The following is a 16,135-nucleotide window of genomic DNA, read 5'->3' as shown; positions in this document are numbered from 1 at the left end:
GTGTAAATTTACACTCCCAATTTAATGGGGTAATTTAATTTTTTGCAAATGTTAAAAAAAGGATCGAAACTAAATAGTATTTTAACAGGAAGTTGTCCAAAATGCCAAAAAGAAAGTATGTATTCGGACAGAAACCCACTTCATTTGACTAAAGTTCTCAAAATGAACGATCATTGTAGCCATTGCGGATTAAAATATCAAATTGAACCTTCGTTTTTTTACGGTGCAATGTATGTGAGTTACGGTTTAAATGTAGCCGTAGGAATTGCCGCATTTATTGTTTCGTTTGTATTTTTTAAAACCTCAATCGAAGAATCATTTATAGCAATTGTTGTTACTTTAATTCTGTTATTTCCGTTTGTTTTGCGACTTTCAAGAAATTTATACATTAATATGTTCGTTTCTTACGATCCTAATGCTGGTCAGGGTTAAGACTTTTTAAATATCTTTTGCGAAAGCGCTTAATATCTATTTCTCGCTCGAAAGGAATTTCATTTTCGATATGATCATATAGAACTTTTGCCATTGCTGGTCCGAGCATCACTCCTCTTGTTCCTAATCCGTTCAGAATATGGAGTGATTTAAACTCTTCGTGCGTTCCTATCAAAGGTCTTCGATCTTTAACAGTTGGACGAACTCCGCCATAATGTTCCACGATCTCAAAATCGCAATCAATAATTTCTTTTATTCGCTCTATTAATTCTTGCTTTCCTGCTTCGGTAGGTAAATCTGTTTTGTCTTCCCAGTTATATGTCGCGCCAACTTTAAATAAATCATCACCCAAAGGCAATATAAAAACACTTGTATTCATAATAACATCCAAATCTAAATCCGGAGCTTTTATTATGAACATTTCTCCTTTGGTTCCATCTAATGGTAAATAATTAAAAAAAGGATTTTTATGCAATCCAAAGCCTTCTGCAAAAATTATATTTCGCGCCTGGATATTTTTATATTGAATTCCATAATCAAAAAACTCAATATAACCATAGTCAAAAGCCTGCTCTAATAATAAGTTATTCTGCTTTAGATATTCTCTATAAGTATCTAACAGCAACATTGTATCTACATAACCTGTATGCAATACCTCACCATAATTATAGGGAGAATTAATTCCTTTATATTTTTTAGTTATAATATTAGTTGATAAAAAAGGCGCCAAGTTTCTTTTATCTGAAGCAGCGAACCAATTGTTTTGCTCTTCTATAGAGAAAAATTTTCTTAGAATAGGAAGTTTAAAATTAAACTTGGTTTGCAACTTATCTTCAATCTGATCGTAAAATTCATTCATTACAACTAATTGTTCCTGAGCATTCCAAACCTCGCTAAAACGCTTTAAAATAACCGGATTATAGAATCCTCCGGCTACTCTCGAAGATACCTGAGACATATTATCTACTACTAAAATAGATTTATTGTTTTTAAGGGCAATTTCTGCAAATGAAATTCCAGCCAATCCAGATCCGATAATTAAATAATCTAACATGTGTAAAAGATAAAATATAAAAAAACTCTTAGCACAAAGGTACTAAGAGTTTTTGTTTTAATACGGTCCGGATACTTAGTAGTTCCACATATCTTCTTCGAAGTTTCGAATCTTTTCTTTTACTCTTTCCGATTCTAACAACTGATTTTGTGCATTGTTTTTCATGTAATCTTTGATCTCACGATCTCCGTACATATTCTCCTCTTTATAAATAATAGCGTTAAAACGTCGCGAATTTAAAACTTGGTCAAATGAAATTGGAATAGCTGAATTACTATCATTGAAAGCTTTTCCCTGGTTTAATACATCTCGAGCATTGGGGAAGAAGACCCAAAATAATTCAATAAAATCCTTCTCGTCACTATTCATTGTATATACATCCGGAGTTACAGGACAAATTCCTAATAATCGATACTTCAACTCGCTCATACGTTTGTCAAAATACCAGTAGCCTTTTATTTTGTATTGTGTAACATCAGCAGCTGTTAGATCCTGCTTCAGAATATATTCAGCCGGAACCGTTCTTGTTGCTCCAACAGTTTGATCAACATAAGTAACAACTTTCTTTTTTCCTGTACCAGTTACTACTTTTTTCTTTACAACATGTGTTCTATAGTCATCCGGATACTGATTAATTAATTCTCTACCAGCATCTGTTGTATCAATTCGGGATAAAGCTCCTTGAATGTCTTTTAAAGTTTTCTTTGTATTAAAATAACTATCACTATAAACTTCTGTTATTTTACCTGTTCTAATACCTTTCGTCAAAATATCATACAGCGAACGCCTATCAGAACCAATATTAGCTGTATCTACCGGAAAGTATAAAGGGAAGTTTATTTTTTCATTTAAATCAATGATTTCCCAAACCATCTTTCCCATCAAAACATCTCTGTCATCAATATAACCATAAGCCAATGGTTTATCGTTGTCTGCAATGAGCTGAGCAGCGTTCTTTTGTCCGATCTGGTCAGCCGTTTTTGCATTAAGCAAATTTGATTGTGCGTTGGAGGCAAAACTTCCTGCAATCAAAAAAATAACGAATAAAAAACTTCTTACTTTCATAATGATATTATTAGAACATAGTAAACGTAAATTTACGCTTTTTATTGTTATTTTTCTTACATCATATAAAAATTCATTAAAACTCCCCAAATCACAAGGAGCACAAACAAAAGAACCTCAGTATTTTACACACAAAACATCCGTTTTACTTCATTAAAAGCCAAAAAAAAACTCTTACTACACAGGTAGTAAGAGTTTTTATTATAATGTAATTTGGATACTTAGTAGTTCCACATATCTTGTTCGAAGTTACGAATCTTCTCTTTAACTCTTTCAGATTCTAACAACTGATTTTGAGCGTTATCTTTCATGTAATCGCTAATTGCTCTATCTCCGTACAAGTTTTCTTCTTTGTAGATTTCTGAATTGAAACGTCTAGAGTTTAGGATTTGATCAAATGAAATTGGAAGTGCCGAATTATTATCGTTAAAAGCTTTTGCTTCATGTAATGCTTCTCTCGCATTAGGGAAGAAAACCCAGAATAACTCAATATAATCCTTTTCGTCACTGTTCATTGTGTATACGTCTGGAGTTACAGGGCAAAGTCCAAGTAAACGATATTTCAATTCACTTTGACGTTTGTCAAAATACCAGTATCCTTTAATTTTATATTGTGTAACATCTGCTGCAGTAAGATCTTGTTTCAAGATATACTCAGAAGGAACTGTTCTTGTTGCACCAACTGTTTCATCAACATAAGTAACAACTTTCTTTTTACCTGTACCAGTAACTACTTTTTTCTTCACTACGTGAGATTTGTAATCATCTGGGTATTGGTTGATCAATTCTCTACCAGCATCTGTTGTGTCAATACGTGATAATGCACCTTCGATGTCTTTCATAGATTTTTTAGTATTGAAATAACTGTCGCTATATACTTCAGTTATCTTACCGTTTTTAACGGCTTTCGTCAAAACGTCATATAATGAACGTCTGTCTGAACCAATATTAGCTGTATCTACAGGAAAATATAATGGAAAGTTGATTTTTTCATTCAAATCAATAATCTCCCAAGTAGTTTTTCCCATCAAGACATCTCTATCATCTACATAACCGTAAGCCAATGGCTTATCATTGTCTGAGATAAGTTGTGCAGGGGTCTTAAGTCCTATCTGAGCAGGTGTTTTAGCATTAAGCAAATTAGATTGCGCATTAGAAGCAAAACCTCCAGCGATAGAAACAATAGCTATTAAAAAATTTCTTACTTTCATCATGATATCATTATGAGATATTGAGCGTAGTTTTACCTACTATATTATTGTATTTCGTAAATTACCGGTGCAGTTCTTGGTAATAAATAACTACCAGCTCCAACAAGTTTAGTTTTAATTTCAGAAATAGTAACCTGATCTCCTTTTCCTGCTCTTGAAAGAACTTGTTTACATTGTGCATTTAATTTGTTACCAGTAACAACAACTGTAGGTTGTCCAGCAATTTTCAAGTTAAATCCAACAACATCTAAACCAACTTCAAAATCAAAATCAAGTAATTTAGCACCAATCGTAGCAATTTCTAAGTTAGATCTAGGTCCTTTAACAACACCCATTTCACCTCTAATTGTTCCTGTTGGCCCAGGAATACCTTTAATTCTAAATGTTTTCTTATCTGAAACTTTATCTCCGTTTGGCAATGTACCAGTTACAGAAATAGTAGCTTCAGTACCTGAACCTGGGTTCATGTTATATTTTCCTGCTTTGCCAGCTGAAGATAATCCCGGAGCACTAGCAACAACTTTATTATCAGCAACACCAGCGAATGATACAGAGATTGGGTTAACAACACCTCTATAAACAACATTCATTTTGTCTGCAGAAATTGTAGCAGAGTTTGGTCTTGGTACTACAATATATTTTCCAGCAAATTTAAGTGGAATGTTTTTACCATCTTCTAAGAAAGTAAATTGTCCATTAATGTTTTGCTCTCCAACAGCTCCAGCAGTCAATGAAATAACAGCTTGTCCGTTAACAATTTGTCCAGGACCTTGGAATGAAGTTGGTTTTGTGTTTTCGTCATAACGACCTAAAACAACTTTACCTGTAACTTTTTCTCCTTGGAAGTAAGCATTTTTGTCTAAAACAACAATTGCTTGGTAATTGCTATAAGAAGCAGCAGCAACTGCAGCTTTTCCTAAAGCAGCACTGTAAACATCAGATTCTGCTTTTTGAACGTCATTTTGCCAAGCTGAAAGTTTAGCTAATGAAGCAACAGCTGGGAAACCTTTAAAGTGGTAAGCTAAATATTTATCTTTTAAACCTTCTTTGTTTTTTACATCTGAAACATCAAATTTCTTTTCAATTTCAGCTATAATAGTTCCATATTTATTCTTCGAATCTGTCAAAGCAGCCTTCATATCTGCTTTATATTTCTCAATATGAGAAATGACATCATTTCCTTTTGCAGTATATCCTTCACCAGTAAACCAGTTGTCGATATTATCACCTTTGTCCATAGACTCATAAGGCAATTTACCAGTTTCTTTATCAGTTTCAAATCCTTTTAAAACATCACCTTTTAGAGATCCGATGTATGCATAAAATTCTTTTGAAATTGTTTCAACTTTATGAGCAGTAACTGCAGCAGTTGCGAATTCTCCTTTTGCTTCAGCCGCTTTTTGATCTAAAGATGTCAATAAACCAGCATTTGTTTGCTCTGAAGAGGTATTAGCGCTTTCAAATTTTTCATTCATTAAGCCAAAAGCAGATAAAACTTCTTTTGACATATTCATTGCTAACATTGCGATAAAAACCAGATACATCAGGTTAATCATCTTCTGTCTAGGGGTTAATTTTCCTCCTGCCATTTTTTTCTAATTAGTTCTTATTAATAATTTTAATATAATAGTTAAAAACTAATTATCCTTTGTTACTCATTGCAGAAAGCATACCACCGTAAACACTGTTCAAAGAAGCAATGTTTGCAGTCATTGATTGCATTTGTTCTTTTAATTTAGAAGCATTTTCAGCGATTTCGCTGTTTGCTTGTGCATTTCTTGAAGCACTTTCTAATTGTACTTTGTATAAGCTGTTTAATGATTCCATTTGTGCAGCAGCCATAGACATTTCTTCAGCATATTTCTTTTGTCCAGCGATAGAATCTACTGTTGGAGAAATTGCTTTTGCAGCTCCTTCGAAATTTTTGATTGAGTTTCCTAAGCTTGACATTAATTCTCCGTCAATTTTAGCTTCTTTCAACATTGTGTCTAATTTTTGAGACAACAATCCTTGAGCATCAGTTGGAGTTTCAACTTTGTCCGCTTTTTTTCTAGCTTGACCATTAGCCAATTCCGGGTAAACAAGAGTCCAGTCCAATTCATCGTCAACTGGTTCGAAAGCAGAAAGAGCAAAGATTAACGCCTCAGTTACTAATCCCACAGAAAGCATCAATGTACCAGTTAATGGTCCAATTTCAAAGTGAGTAATTTTGAATAATGCTCCAATAATTACTACTGCCGCTCCCATACCATAAGCGAAATTCATTGCTTTTTTACTTAATAATGCCATAATACTTTTTTTTAGGTTTTAATTTTAAATAGATTCGATTTGGTTATTGATATTAATTATAAATTACTTTTTCTTTTTTCCGCTTCCGGTTGTTTGAGTTCCCATGTAATCTTGTACAGTTCTGAAACCAATATAACTTCTTGCAGAATCAGCATATTCGTGATCACGAGTACTTACTTGTAGGAAGTAAGCAACATCTTTCCAAGATCCTCCACGAACAACTTTTCTTTGGTTGTTTCCATCAATCACGTTAGGGTTCATTGTAGAAACGTATTCGTATGCATTTGGATTGTAAGCTGAATCTGTCCATTCTGAAACGTTTCCTGCCATGTTGTACAATCCGTAACCGTTTGGCTCATAAGATTTAGCTTCAACAGTATATAAAGCTTCATCAGCTGCATAATCTCCTCTGTTTGGTTTGAAGTTTGCTAAGAAACAACCTCTGTCACTTTTAGTGTAAGGACCTCCCCAAGGATAAGTTGCTGATTCCAGACCACCTCTGGCAGCATATTCCCATTCTGCTTCAGTTGGTAATCTGAAAGCATTTACTAAATCACGTCCTTTTTTCTTAGATTTGATATAGCTGTTTTTATTTAAAGTTCTCCAAGCGCAGAATGCTTTAGCTTGTTTCCAAGTCACACCAACTACAGGATAATCTCCGTAAGCTTTGTGCCAGAAATAATCATTATGCATTGGCTCATTATATGAGTAAGCGAAATCTTTAATCCAAACTGTTGTATCTGGATAAACACTAACTTGTTCTGTTTTAACGAAGTCTTTTCTTTTTCCTACTTTGGCTTTTGCAGCTGCCTGAATATCCATCCAAGAATAACGGAATTTCAATTTATTTACATCAATTGTTCTTAAACCATTATATGATTCTTCAATTGGCAAATACATAGAGTCCATTACCTCAGTATAATACTCATCTGGATAAGCTTTAGTATCTTTAATTAACTTAACTTTTTTGTTCAATTTTCTACCAGCATAAGGATCATCTTTTGTTCCTACACTATAATAGTTATCATACATATATTTATCATAAGCCGTCATTTTGTCCGGCTCAGAATCATTAAATGCATAATCAGCGATACTACCGCCTTTTTTACCTTTAGCGTCACCTGAAGCTTTTTGCCCAGTTTCATCAGCCAAAATAGCTAAACGAACTCTCATTGTAGAGTCTTTTACCCACTCCACAAACTGGCGATATTCGCTATTTGTAATTTCGGTTTCATCCATATAAAACGAACGAACAGTTACTGTTTTAGTCGGAGCATCCTCCACATTAGCTAAATCAGCATCAGCCTTACCCATTATAAAAGATCCACCTGGAACCAAAGTCATTCCATAAGGTTTTTCAGGATGCCATTTCCCTCCTGTAACACCAACCAATTCTCCTTTGTCTCCTGACTTACCACAGCCAATTACCAGTGTTAACATTGCTGCAAATGCAATAAACTTCTTCATATAAATTTGGATTATCTATTCATTATTATAAGTTCGTAAACGTATTTATTATTTATCTAAAAAACAATACTAGTTGCGAAATTTATTTTACCGTTCAAAAATAATGTTAAATAAAATAAAAAAAAAATATTTCCTCGACAAACTGACTTAAAAAATCGACGTAAAACGTTAAATTTTATATTTTGTAAACCTTCTCTTACTAATAATTCTTAATGATTTTTTTACATTACAAAAACCGCAAAATTTATTGTAAAGCTTTACTTCATAAAGCATTTTTTCTTTGTGCTTTCCACCATCTCTCAGGCAATTCTTGGTTGCAAGCCGAGAGATATTCGTCGTAGGAACACGGTAATAACGTATTTCTTTTCAATTTATTGTGACCGTTCGATTCGTAAGGAATTTCTATCCACCAACGTTCCGTTTTATCACTTTTATAAAAAATTAATTCTTCTTCTTCAAGCGGAACAATATATTTTAAATAGTTTGTTCTGCTTCCAAACGGATACTCTTTTGATCGGTAATGATATCCTTCTATAAAATACCATACAATCTGAGCAATTATACCTGATTCCTGTGCTGTACTATTATGATTAAACACTCCAAAAGAGGAAACTTTATCACTGATTCCGGCATATCTTGCTAGAGAACAAATCTCTTTTCCATTAAAACCATTTGGCTCAAAATAAACATTATTACCTGAAGCAGAAGACTTTACCGAATTCAAATCAATACTAACTAAATCAGCATCTCTAAAAACAGGTTCTGCCAAGGCTATCTTATTTGATATCTCACCCAAACGATACGCATCAAAGAACAATTTTTCAATCAAATCAATTTCTTCCTGCGAATTGTAATAAGTCTGATATCCTATATTACAATAATTAAAAAGGTTATTAGGCTCATCTATTATGATTTTAGTCAAAAAAGAATTAGCCGAAACAGTTTCGTTTTCTTTTCCAAAATCAAATTTATTATCTACAGAAACCAAGTTTACCATTTGCTCTAAATCGTCATAAGCACGATACATTGCATAGGTCAAATCCTGGGAACCTCCTAGGACTATAGGAATCACTTTATTCTTAATTAATCTAGAAGTTACTTTTTTTAATGCAAAATAAGTATCCTCTACAGAGTCTCCAGCAAGTATATCTCCTAGATCTGCAATCGAAGCATCCCAATTACCGGGAAACATGCTGTAAATCTTTTTACGAATTGCCGTAAGATTCACTTCATTGATCATATCACTGCTGCGACGGTCTTCTAAAACACCAACAATAGCAATGTTTATTCTGCTAATATCCGGAAATTGATCTTGGGTATGCAAAACTATTTTGCTTCCCAATTCTTGTGAAGACAACGAACTAATGAATTTTAAAACTCCGTCGTTAACTGGTTCTAGAAAATCAAATTCCATTTTTTATTTCTTTTTTGCAGCTGCTTTTTTAGCTGGAGCTTTTTTAGTTGTTGTTGCTTTTTTTGCTGGTGTTTTCTTTGCCGGTGTTTTTTTGGCAATCATTTCCTGAACTTCTTCCAATGTCAATTTTGTTGCATCAACATCTTTACTTAATTCAATTTTGATTTTACCTTTTGTAATAACCGAGCGTCCCCAACGCGCTTTTTCAACCAAAATTCCTTCGTCTTCCCAATTGTGAAGTACTTTATCAATATTTTTTTGTAATTTATCTTCAATTAGTTCTTCAACATCTTGTTGAGATAAATTATCAAAATTGTATTTTTTACTTACGTTAACAAAAAGACCATTCCATTTGATGAACGGACCAAAACGTCCCACACCTTTCTGAACTCCTTCGCCTTTGTAAACAGCGATTGGTGCATCAGCAATAGCTTTTTCGTCAATTAATTCCTGAGCTCTTTCTTTAGAAAGACTTAATGGATCTTCTCCTTTTGGCAAAGAAATAAATACACTTCCGTGACGTACATAAGGCCCATAACGACCATTACTAACTTCTACTTCTTCTCCTTTATATTCTCCTAAGTTTTTAGGTAATAAAAATAAATTCAAAGCTTCTTCAAGTGTAATGTTTCCGATATTTTGATCAGACATTAAACTAGCAAACTTTTTATCTTCATCATCCGCTTCTCCAATTTGAGCCATTGGTCCAAATTTCCCTAAACGAACAGAAACTTGTCTTCCGTCAGCATCTTTTCCAAGGATTCTTTCTCCGCTTTCGCGTTCTGCATTTGCTTCAACCTCTTTTACATTTGGATGAAATTTATTGTAGAATTCCTGCATCATGATTGCCCAGTCAATATTTCCTTCGGCAATCTCATCAAAATCCTGCTCTACTTTTGCAGTAAAATTATAATCCAGAATATTTCCGAAGTTCTTCACTAAGAAATCCGTAACGATTGTACCGATATCTGTTGGAACTAACTTTCCTTTATCTGAACCTGTATTTTCTTTCAGCAACTTCTCTCCTACTTTATTAGCTTGCAAAGTAAGTTGGGTATAATTACGTTCCTGACCTTCAAGAGTTCCTTTTTCAACATAATTTCTGTTGATGATAGTCGAAATAGTTGGAGCGTATGTAGACGGACGACCAATTCCTAGTTCTTCTAATTTCTTAACCAACGAAGCTTCAGTATATCTTGCCGGAGGTCTTGAATATCTTTCGGTTGCTGTAATATAATTGTTAACTAACTTTTCATTTACTTTTAGCGCAGGCAACATTCCTTCTTGTTCTTCTTCATCGTCATCATGACCTTCTAAATAAACTTTTAGGAATCCTTCAAAAAGTAAAACTTCTCCAGAAGCTGTAAAAATTTCACTGTGATTATTCGCTTCAATTTTTACGTTTGTTCTTTCTAATTGTGCATCACTCATTTGAGATGCCAATGTTCTTTTCCAGATCAAATCATACAAACGCGCTTGGTCACGATCGATATTTACCGTGTGACGAGACATATCTGTTGGACGAATTGCTTCGTGCGCCTCTTGTGCTCCTTTGCTTTTGTTAGCAAAAGTACGAGGTTTAGAAAATTCTTTTCCGTATGATTTTATGATTTCAGCTTCTGCAGCACTCATTGCTTCAGCAGAAAGATTCACACTATCCGTTCTCATATATGTAATAAGTCCGGCTTCGTACAAACGCTGTGCAAGCTGCATTGTGATTCCAACTGGCAAATACAATTTTCTTGCTGCTTCTTGTTGCAAGGTCGAAGTTGTAAATGGTGCTGTTGGTGATTTTTTGGTAGGTTTAGTCTCTAAATCCGCTACCTTATATTGTGATCCGATGTTTTGATTTAAAAAATCTTCGGCTTCTTTTTTAGTATTGAAGTTCTTAGGTAATTTGGCTTTGAAAGTTTTTCCTGCCTCATTCACAAATTCTGCTACGATAGAATAACTCGCAACTGCATTAAAGTTTTGGATTTCGCGTTCTCTCTCAACAATTAGACGAACTGAAACTGATTGAACACGTCCGGCAGAAAGTCCACCTTTAATTTTTCTCCATAAAACAGGAGATAATTCATAACCTACTAAACGGTCTAATACACGACGCGCTTGTTGTGCGTTTACTAAATTATAATCTATTTCTCTTGGATTCTCGATTGCTTTAAGAATCGCTGATTTTGTAATTTCGTGAAAAACAATTCGCTTTGTTTTTTTAGTATCTAGTTTTAATTCTTCCGCCAAGTGCCATGAAATAGCTTCTCCCTCGCGGTCCTCATCGCTTGCTAGCCAAACCATTTCGGCATTCTTAGATAGTGTTTTCAGTTTACTTACTAAGGCTTTTTTGTCTGGAGAAACTTCGTATTTAGGTTTAAATCCATTTTCTACATCTACCCCTATTTCCTTTGAGGGTAAGTCCGCTATGTGTCCGTAACTTGACTCTACTTGAAAATCACTTCCTAGAAATTTCTCTATCGTTTTCGCCTTTGCAGGTGACTCCACTATTACTAAATTCTTTGCCATTGCTCTATTTTTCTGCAACAAAAGTATCTATTTTTTTTAAATATCAGCCTTGCTAATGCATTTTTGAGTTATTTTAATATTATGTTTCTTAAAATTGAAGATTTATCTGTATTCCTACCTATAATATATATAGGTACAATTTTTAAGGGTTTATGACCGAGAAATGTTCTTTTTTTAACGTAAACCCCTAGCCCGGATTATAGTGGAAAGCCCGGAGTAAAAAATGCAAAAGTTTCTTGTTTTAAAAAAGCGACTCCCGAAGCGTCGGGAGAAGCTCTTTTTAAAATATTAGAAACTTTGCGTTTTTTATGAGGACTTGCAGCGGAAAGCCGGAAATAGCTTCTTAAAAAAAGATTTAGCCGCAAAGTTCACAAAGTTTCCCGCTAAGCTCGCTAATTTTTAATCTGAGCTGAAGATTTCAGGTGAAGTTCGCAAAGCTTTGAGAATTATTTTTAATCTGTGGCTATTATTATTTTAAATTGTTGATTTTAGATTCCCTTATTCTTTGTTTGTTCCAACAATCTAAAATCTGAACTCTAAAATCTAAAATTCCAATAATCTTAACTCTAAATTATAAAATCTTTTCTCTGCCATCTTGTCACATTGACCGCATTTACGTTATCTTTGCACTTTGAAATTATACAATGGAAAAGATTATTGAGGAAAGCAAACAGGGCGAAAGTCTTGTTTTGGAGAATAAACCTGAGAATACTAAAAAACTTTTTATAGAAAGTTACGGTTGTGCGATGAATTTTTCGGACAGTGAAGTCGTAGCTTCCATCTTATCAATAAACGGATATAATACTACTCAAACTCTTGAAGACGCTGATTTAGTTCTGGTAAATACCTGCTCGATTCGAGATAAGGCGGAGCAAACTATTCGTAAACGTCTGGAGAAATATAATGCGGTAAAACGTATTAACCCAAAGATGAAAGTGGGCGTTTTGGGCTGTATGGCTGAGCGTTTGAAAAGTCAGTTTCTAGAGGAAGAAAAAATAGTAGATCTTGTTGTGGGACCTGATGCTTACAAGGATTTGCCAAATTTATTGGCGGAAGTTGAAGAAGGACGCGACGCTATTAATGTTATTTTATCGAAAGAGGAAACTTACGGAGATATTTCGCCTGTTCGTTTGATGAGTAACGGAATTACGGCGCTGGTTTCGATCACTCGTGGTTGCGATAATATGTGTACATTTTGCGTTGTACCTTTTACTCGTGGTCGTGAGCGTAGTCGTGAGCCTCAAAGTATTATGAAGGAAATCCAGGATTTATGGGACAAAGGTTTTAAGGAAATTACGCTTTTAGGTCAAAACGTTGATAGTTACCTTTGGTACGGCGGCGGTTTGAAAAAAGATTTCGTAAATGCTACTGAAATGCAAAAAGCCACAGCGGTTGATTTTGATCAATTGCTTGAAATGGTTGCTGTTGGTTTCCCAAAAATGCGTATTAGATTTTCGACTTCGAATCCGCAGGATATGCACGAAAGCATCTTGCATGTTATTGCAAAATATCCAAATATCTGTAAACATATTCACTTGCCTGTTCAGTCTGGAAGTGACCGAATTCTAAAAGAAATGAATCGTTTGCATACTCGTGAAGAATACATGACTTTGATTGATAAAATTAAAGCTATTATTCCGAATGCTTCGATTTCGCAAGATATGATTGCCGGTTTCCCAACAGAAACGGAGCAAGATCACCAAGATACAATGAGCTTGATGGAATATGTGAAATATAATTTTGGTTATATGTATTCGTATTCTGAACGCCCGGGAACTTTGGCAGGAAGAAAAATGGAAGATGATGTTCCGGAAGAAACGAAAGCCAGAAGATTGCAGGAAATTGTCGATTTGCAACAAAAACATGCTTGGTTCCGCAGTGAAGAATTCGTGGGACAAATTGTTGAAGTTTTAGTCGAAAAAGTATCTAAGAAATCAACTGAAGAATTCTCAGGAAGAAATTCTCAAAGTATTACGGTAGTTTTCCCTAAAGAGAATTATAAAATTGGAGATTTCGTAAACGTAAAAATTACAAGTTGTACTTCTGGAACCTTAAAAGGTGAAGCAGTTGGATATTCTGAAATGAATTAGTTTGTTTCAGGTTTCATGTTTCAGGTTATTTCTGTAACTTGAAAAATATTAAATAATCAAATATTCAAGTTATAAATTTAAGAATGGAAAAAGAAATCATTATTGAATACAAGCCTAATACAGACACATTAGTTAAAGTTTCTAAATATCTGCTTTTGAGAATGCGTTTTGTGAAATTTATTATTTTTATTTTCTTTTTTGTCCTTTTGCAAAACATAGCTTTATCAGCTACACAATCTGTGACTAATATAAAATGGGACTTTTTTGATCTTTTACCTTTTGGAATGGTAATTCTTGTATGGATTACTGTATACTTTTTAACAATGTACAGCATCAAAAAGAATATTCTTAAAAATAAAAAAAACTTAGAATCTCAAAAAATAACTATTACAAAAGATTCGTTTACCCAAGAGGCTGAAAGTTTTAAAATCGAAAATTTTTGGAAAGAATCTTTTCAAATTAAAGAAACCAAAGATTGGTTTTTGATCTATTTAAATAAAACTTCTGCTTTACCAATTATTAAAGAAGATCTTAAAGAGAATCAATATAACGAATTAAAACAGCTTTTTAATTCGATCGATATAAAAAAGAGTTTAAAAAGTTAAGGCTCAAAGTATAGAAACTTGAAACCTGAAACAAATAAAAAACTTGAAACAAAAAACAAATGGAAACAGTTCAAGCAATTAAACAGCGATTTGAAATTATTGGAAATGATCCTAAGTTAAATCGTGCCATCGAAAAAGCGATTCAGGTTGCTCCTACTGATATATCAGTAATGGTAACTGGAGAAAGTGGTGTTGGTAAAGAAAATATTCCAAGAATAATACATTCGCTTTCGCATAGAAAGCACGGTAAATATATTGCTGTAAACTGTGGAGCAATTCCTGAAGGAACTATTGATAGTGAACTTTTTGGTCACGAGAAAGGTGCTTTTACAGGCGCAACAAGTACGCGTGAAGGTTATTTTGAAGTAGCAGATGGCGGAACTATTTTCCTTGACGAAGTTGGTGAATTACCGTTAACAACTCAGGTTCGCTTACTTCGTGTTCTTGAAAATGGTGAGTTTATAAAAGTAGGTTCTTCTCAGGTTCAGAAAACAAATGTTAGAATCGTAGCGGCAACAAACGTGAATTTATTCAATGCTATTGAAAAAGGAAAATTCCGTGAAGATTTGTATTATCGTTTAACAACTGTCGAAATTACTTTACCGCCTTTACGCGAAAGAAACGAAGACATTCATTTGTTATTCAGAAAGTTTGTTGCAGATTTTGCACACAAATATAAAATGCCTCCGTTGAAATTAGACGATGATGCTGTTCAGCTTTTGCAAAAATTCAGATGGAATGGTAACATTCGTCAGCTGCGAAATGTAGCGGAACAAATCTCGGTTCTGGAAACCAATCGCGATATTTCTTTGGCAACTTTACAATCTTATCTTCCTAGTAATGAAGGAAGCAATTTGCCTTCTGTAATTAGTGACAAGAAAAAAGACAGCGATTTTAGCACTGAAAGAGATATTTTGTACAAAGTGCTTTTTGATATGAAAAGTGATCTGAATGATTTGAAAAAACTCACTTTGGAATTGATGAAAAACGGAACATCAAAAGTGCAGGATATCAATCCGAATCTGATTCAGAAAATATATGGTTCTCAGGAAAACGAAAGCGAAATAGATTTTGAAGAAGAACCAAGAACGGCTGTAATGACACCAACAGCACGTGAAGAAAATTATCAAATGCAAGATGATAATTATTTGTTTGCCGAAACAATTGAGGAAGAAGAAGTTTTGCGTTTAGAACAAAAAGAAATCGAAATGATCAAAAAATCATTAGAGAAAAATAAAGGTAAACGAAAAGCCGCTGCAGACGAATTAGGCATTTCTGAACGAACTTTATATAGAAAAATTAAACAATTTGATTTGTAGTTTTGTCACAAAGACAACAAATGTTTTAGACGAAAATGAATATCTTTGAACTCTTAAAGTAAAAAATGAAAAACTTAAAATATCTTCTAATTCTATTAATAGCAACAACTTTTAGCGGTTGCAACGTTTATAATTTTACAGGAACAGGAAAAATTGACGCCAAAACTTTTCAGGTTAATTTTTTTCAAAATAATGCTGATTTAGTTGAGCCTGGAATCGACAGACAATTTACACTTGCTCTTCAGGATTTAATTATGGGGCAAACTAACTTAAACTTAGTTAGTAACGGCGGCGATTTAGTTTATGAAGGAGAAATTGTAGATTACAGAACAACTCCTATGACTGCAACCGCTGTGACATCAGGTGGTGATGTAGGAGCAGCACAAAACCGTTTAACAATTAGAGTACAAGTTAGATTTACCAATAAAAAGAAAGAGACTGATGATTTTGAAAAGTCATTTGAATTTTACTATGACTTTCCTGGATCAGGTTTACCTACAGGAGCAATTTTAAATGAAGCGCTAAAAGTTATTTTTGAAAGAATTACTCAGGATATCTTTAATGAGTCACTTGCAAAATGGTAAAAAACGTTGATTTGTTTAATCGGTTAATCGTTAAATCGATTTGAACAATTAAACAAATACACAGTTAAACAATAATAAAACGATT

At 33.8% G+C, this 16,135-nt stretch carries 13 protein-coding genes; 5 read left to right on the top strand and 8 right to left on the bottom strand.

Annotation, left to right across the window (positions count from 1 at the left end):
• Positions 1–48 precede the first annotated feature (48 nt).
• A complete protein-coding gene (locus CLU81_RS17485) occupies positions 49–432 on the top strand; it encodes a DUF983 domain-containing protein (RefSeq protein WP_099710984.1) in 384 nt (127 codons plus the stop codon).
• On the opposite strand, the gene CLU81_RS17480 is transcribed toward CLU81_RS17485, so the two are convergent.
• From CLU81_RS17480 to topA, 8 genes are all read right to left on the bottom strand, one after another.
• Entirely contained in the window at positions 413–1,486 is a 1,074-nt protein-coding gene (locus CLU81_RS17480; RefSeq protein ID WP_099710983.1) for an FAD-binding oxidoreductase, read from the bottom strand. The genes CLU81_RS17485 and CLU81_RS17480 overlap by 20 nt on opposite strands.
• 75 nt (positions 1,487–1,561) lie before the next feature.
• Positions 1,562–2,551 carry a gliding motility protein GldN gene (gene gldN / locus CLU81_RS17475; protein ID WP_099710982.1) on the bottom strand — a complete coding sequence of 330 codons (990 nt, stop codon included), beginning with the start codon at positions 2,549–2,551 and terminating at the stop codon, positions 1,562–1,564.
• Positions 2,552–2,772: 221 nt separating this feature from the next.
• Entirely contained in the window at positions 2,773–3,762 is a 990-nt protein-coding gene (gene gldN, locus CLU81_RS17470; protein ID WP_099712796.1) for a gliding motility protein GldN, read from the bottom strand.
• Positions 3,763–3,806: 44 nt separating this feature from the next.
• Positions 3,807–5,351 carry a gliding motility protein GldM gene (gene gldM / locus CLU81_RS17465; RefSeq protein ID WP_099710981.1) on the bottom strand — a complete coding sequence of 515 codons (1,545 nt, stop codon included), beginning with the start codon at positions 5,349–5,351 and terminating at the stop codon, positions 3,807–3,809.
• A 52-nt stretch (positions 5,352–5,403) separates the two neighbouring features.
• The gene (gldL, locus tag CLU81_RS17460) at positions 5,404–6,051 is read right to left on the bottom strand and encodes a gliding motility protein GldL (protein ID WP_099710980.1); all 648 of its coding nucleotides are present in this window, start codon (positions 6,049–6,051) and stop codon (positions 5,404–5,406) included.
• Between the two features lie 63 nt (positions 6,052–6,114).
• Positions 6,115–7,518 (bottom strand): gliding motility lipoprotein GldK, encoded by a 1,404-nt coding sequence (gene gldK / locus CLU81_RS17455; protein ID WP_099710979.1) that lies wholly within the window; start codon positions 7,516–7,518, stop codon positions 6,115–6,117.
• A 262-nt stretch (positions 7,519–7,780) separates the two neighbouring features.
• Positions 7,781–8,932: a formimidoylglutamase gene (locus tag CLU81_RS17450; protein ID WP_099710978.1), complete on the bottom strand. Its 1,152-nt coding sequence runs from the start codon at positions 8,930–8,932 to the stop codon at positions 7,781–7,783.
• 3 nt (positions 8,933–8,935) lie between these two features.
• A complete protein-coding gene (gene topA, locus CLU81_RS17445) occupies positions 8,936–11,452 on the bottom strand; it encodes a type I DNA topoisomerase (protein WP_099710977.1) in 2,517 nt (838 codons plus the stop codon).
• A 644-nt stretch (positions 11,453–12,096) separates the two neighbouring features.
• Between topA and miaB the strand changes: the two genes are divergently transcribed.
• The 4 genes from miaB (at position 12,097) to CLU81_RS17425 (ending at position 16,050) form a co-directional block, all read left to right on the top strand.
• Positions 12,097–13,542 (top strand): tRNA (N6-isopentenyl adenosine(37)-C2)-methylthiotransferase MiaB, encoded by a 1,446-nt coding sequence (gene miaB, locus CLU81_RS17440; RefSeq protein WP_099710976.1) that lies wholly within the window; start codon positions 12,097–12,099, stop codon positions 13,540–13,542.
• Positions 13,543–13,625: 83 nt separating this feature from the next.
• Positions 13,626–14,147, top strand: a complete 522-nt coding sequence (locus CLU81_RS17435) for a YcxB family protein (protein WP_099710975.1) — start codon at positions 13,626–13,628, stop codon at positions 14,145–14,147.
• A 59-nt stretch (positions 14,148–14,206) separates the two neighbouring features.
• A complete protein-coding gene (locus CLU81_RS17430; protein WP_099710974.1) occupies positions 14,207–15,466 on the top strand; it encodes a sigma-54-dependent Fis family transcriptional regulator in 1,260 nt (419 codons plus the stop codon).
• A gap of 65 nt (positions 15,467–15,531) precedes the next feature.
• Positions 15,532–16,050, top strand: a complete 519-nt coding sequence (locus CLU81_RS17425; RefSeq protein WP_099710973.1) for an LptE family protein — start codon at positions 15,532–15,534, stop codon at positions 16,048–16,050.
• Positions 16,051–16,135 lie beyond the last annotated feature (85 nt).

The sequence above is a fragment of the Flavobacterium sp. 9 genome, assembly GCF_002754195.1.
In the GTDB taxonomy this organism is placed as follows: domain Bacteria; phylum Bacteroidota; class Bacteroidia; order Flavobacteriales; family Flavobacteriaceae; genus Flavobacterium.
Note: the sequence above shows the minus strand (reverse complement) of the source record. Positions and strands in the feature narration are given on the sequence as shown.

Excerpts from the sequence above, each read along its gene's own strand:
- CLU81_RS17450 (WP_099710978.1), bottom strand. The coding sequence starts at position 8,932 with ATGGAATTTGATTTTCTAGAACCAGTTAACGACGGAGTTTTAAAATTC.
- gldK (WP_099710979.1), bottom strand. The coding sequence starts at position 7,518 with ATGAAGAAGTTTATTGCATTTGCAGCAATGTTAACACTGGTAATTGGC.
- CLU81_RS17435 (WP_099710975.1), top strand. The coding sequence starts at position 13,626 with ATGGAAAAAGAAATCATTATTGAATACAAGCCTAATACAGACACATTA.
- CLU81_RS17430 (WP_099710974.1), top strand. The coding sequence starts at position 14,207 with ATGGAAACAGTTCAAGCAATTAAACAGCGATTTGAAATTATTGGAAAT.
- CLU81_RS17425 (WP_099710973.1), top strand. The coding sequence starts at position 15,532 with ATGAAAAACTTAAAATATCTTCTAATTCTATTAATAGCAACAACTTTT.
- miaB (WP_099710976.1), top strand. The coding sequence starts at position 12,097 with ATGGAAAAGATTATTGAGGAAAGCAAACAGGGCGAAAGTCTTGTTTTG.
- topA (WP_099710977.1), bottom strand. The coding sequence starts at position 11,452 with ATGGCAAAGAATTTAGTAATAGTGGAGTCACCTGCAAAGGCGAAAACG.
- gldM (WP_099710981.1), bottom strand. The coding sequence starts at position 5,351 with ATGGCAGGAGGAAAATTAACCCCTAGACAGAAGATGATTAACCTGATG.
- CLU81_RS17480 (WP_099710983.1), bottom strand. The coding sequence starts at position 1,486 with ATGTTAGATTATTTAATTATCGGATCTGGATTGGCTGGAATTTCATTT.
- CLU81_RS17485 (WP_099710984.1), top strand. The coding sequence starts at position 49 with ATGTTAAAAAAAGGATCGAAACTAAATAGTATTTTAACAGGAAGTTGT.
- gldL (WP_099710980.1), bottom strand. The coding sequence starts at position 6,051 with ATGGCATTATTAAGTAAAAAAGCAATGAATTTCGCTTATGGTATGGGA.
- gldN (WP_099712796.1), bottom strand. The coding sequence starts at position 3,762 with ATGAAAGTAAGAAATTTTTTAATAGCTATTGTTTCTATCGCTGGAGGT.
- gldN (WP_099710982.1), bottom strand. The coding sequence starts at position 2,551 with ATGAAAGTAAGAAGTTTTTTATTCGTTATTTTTTTGATTGCAGGAAGT.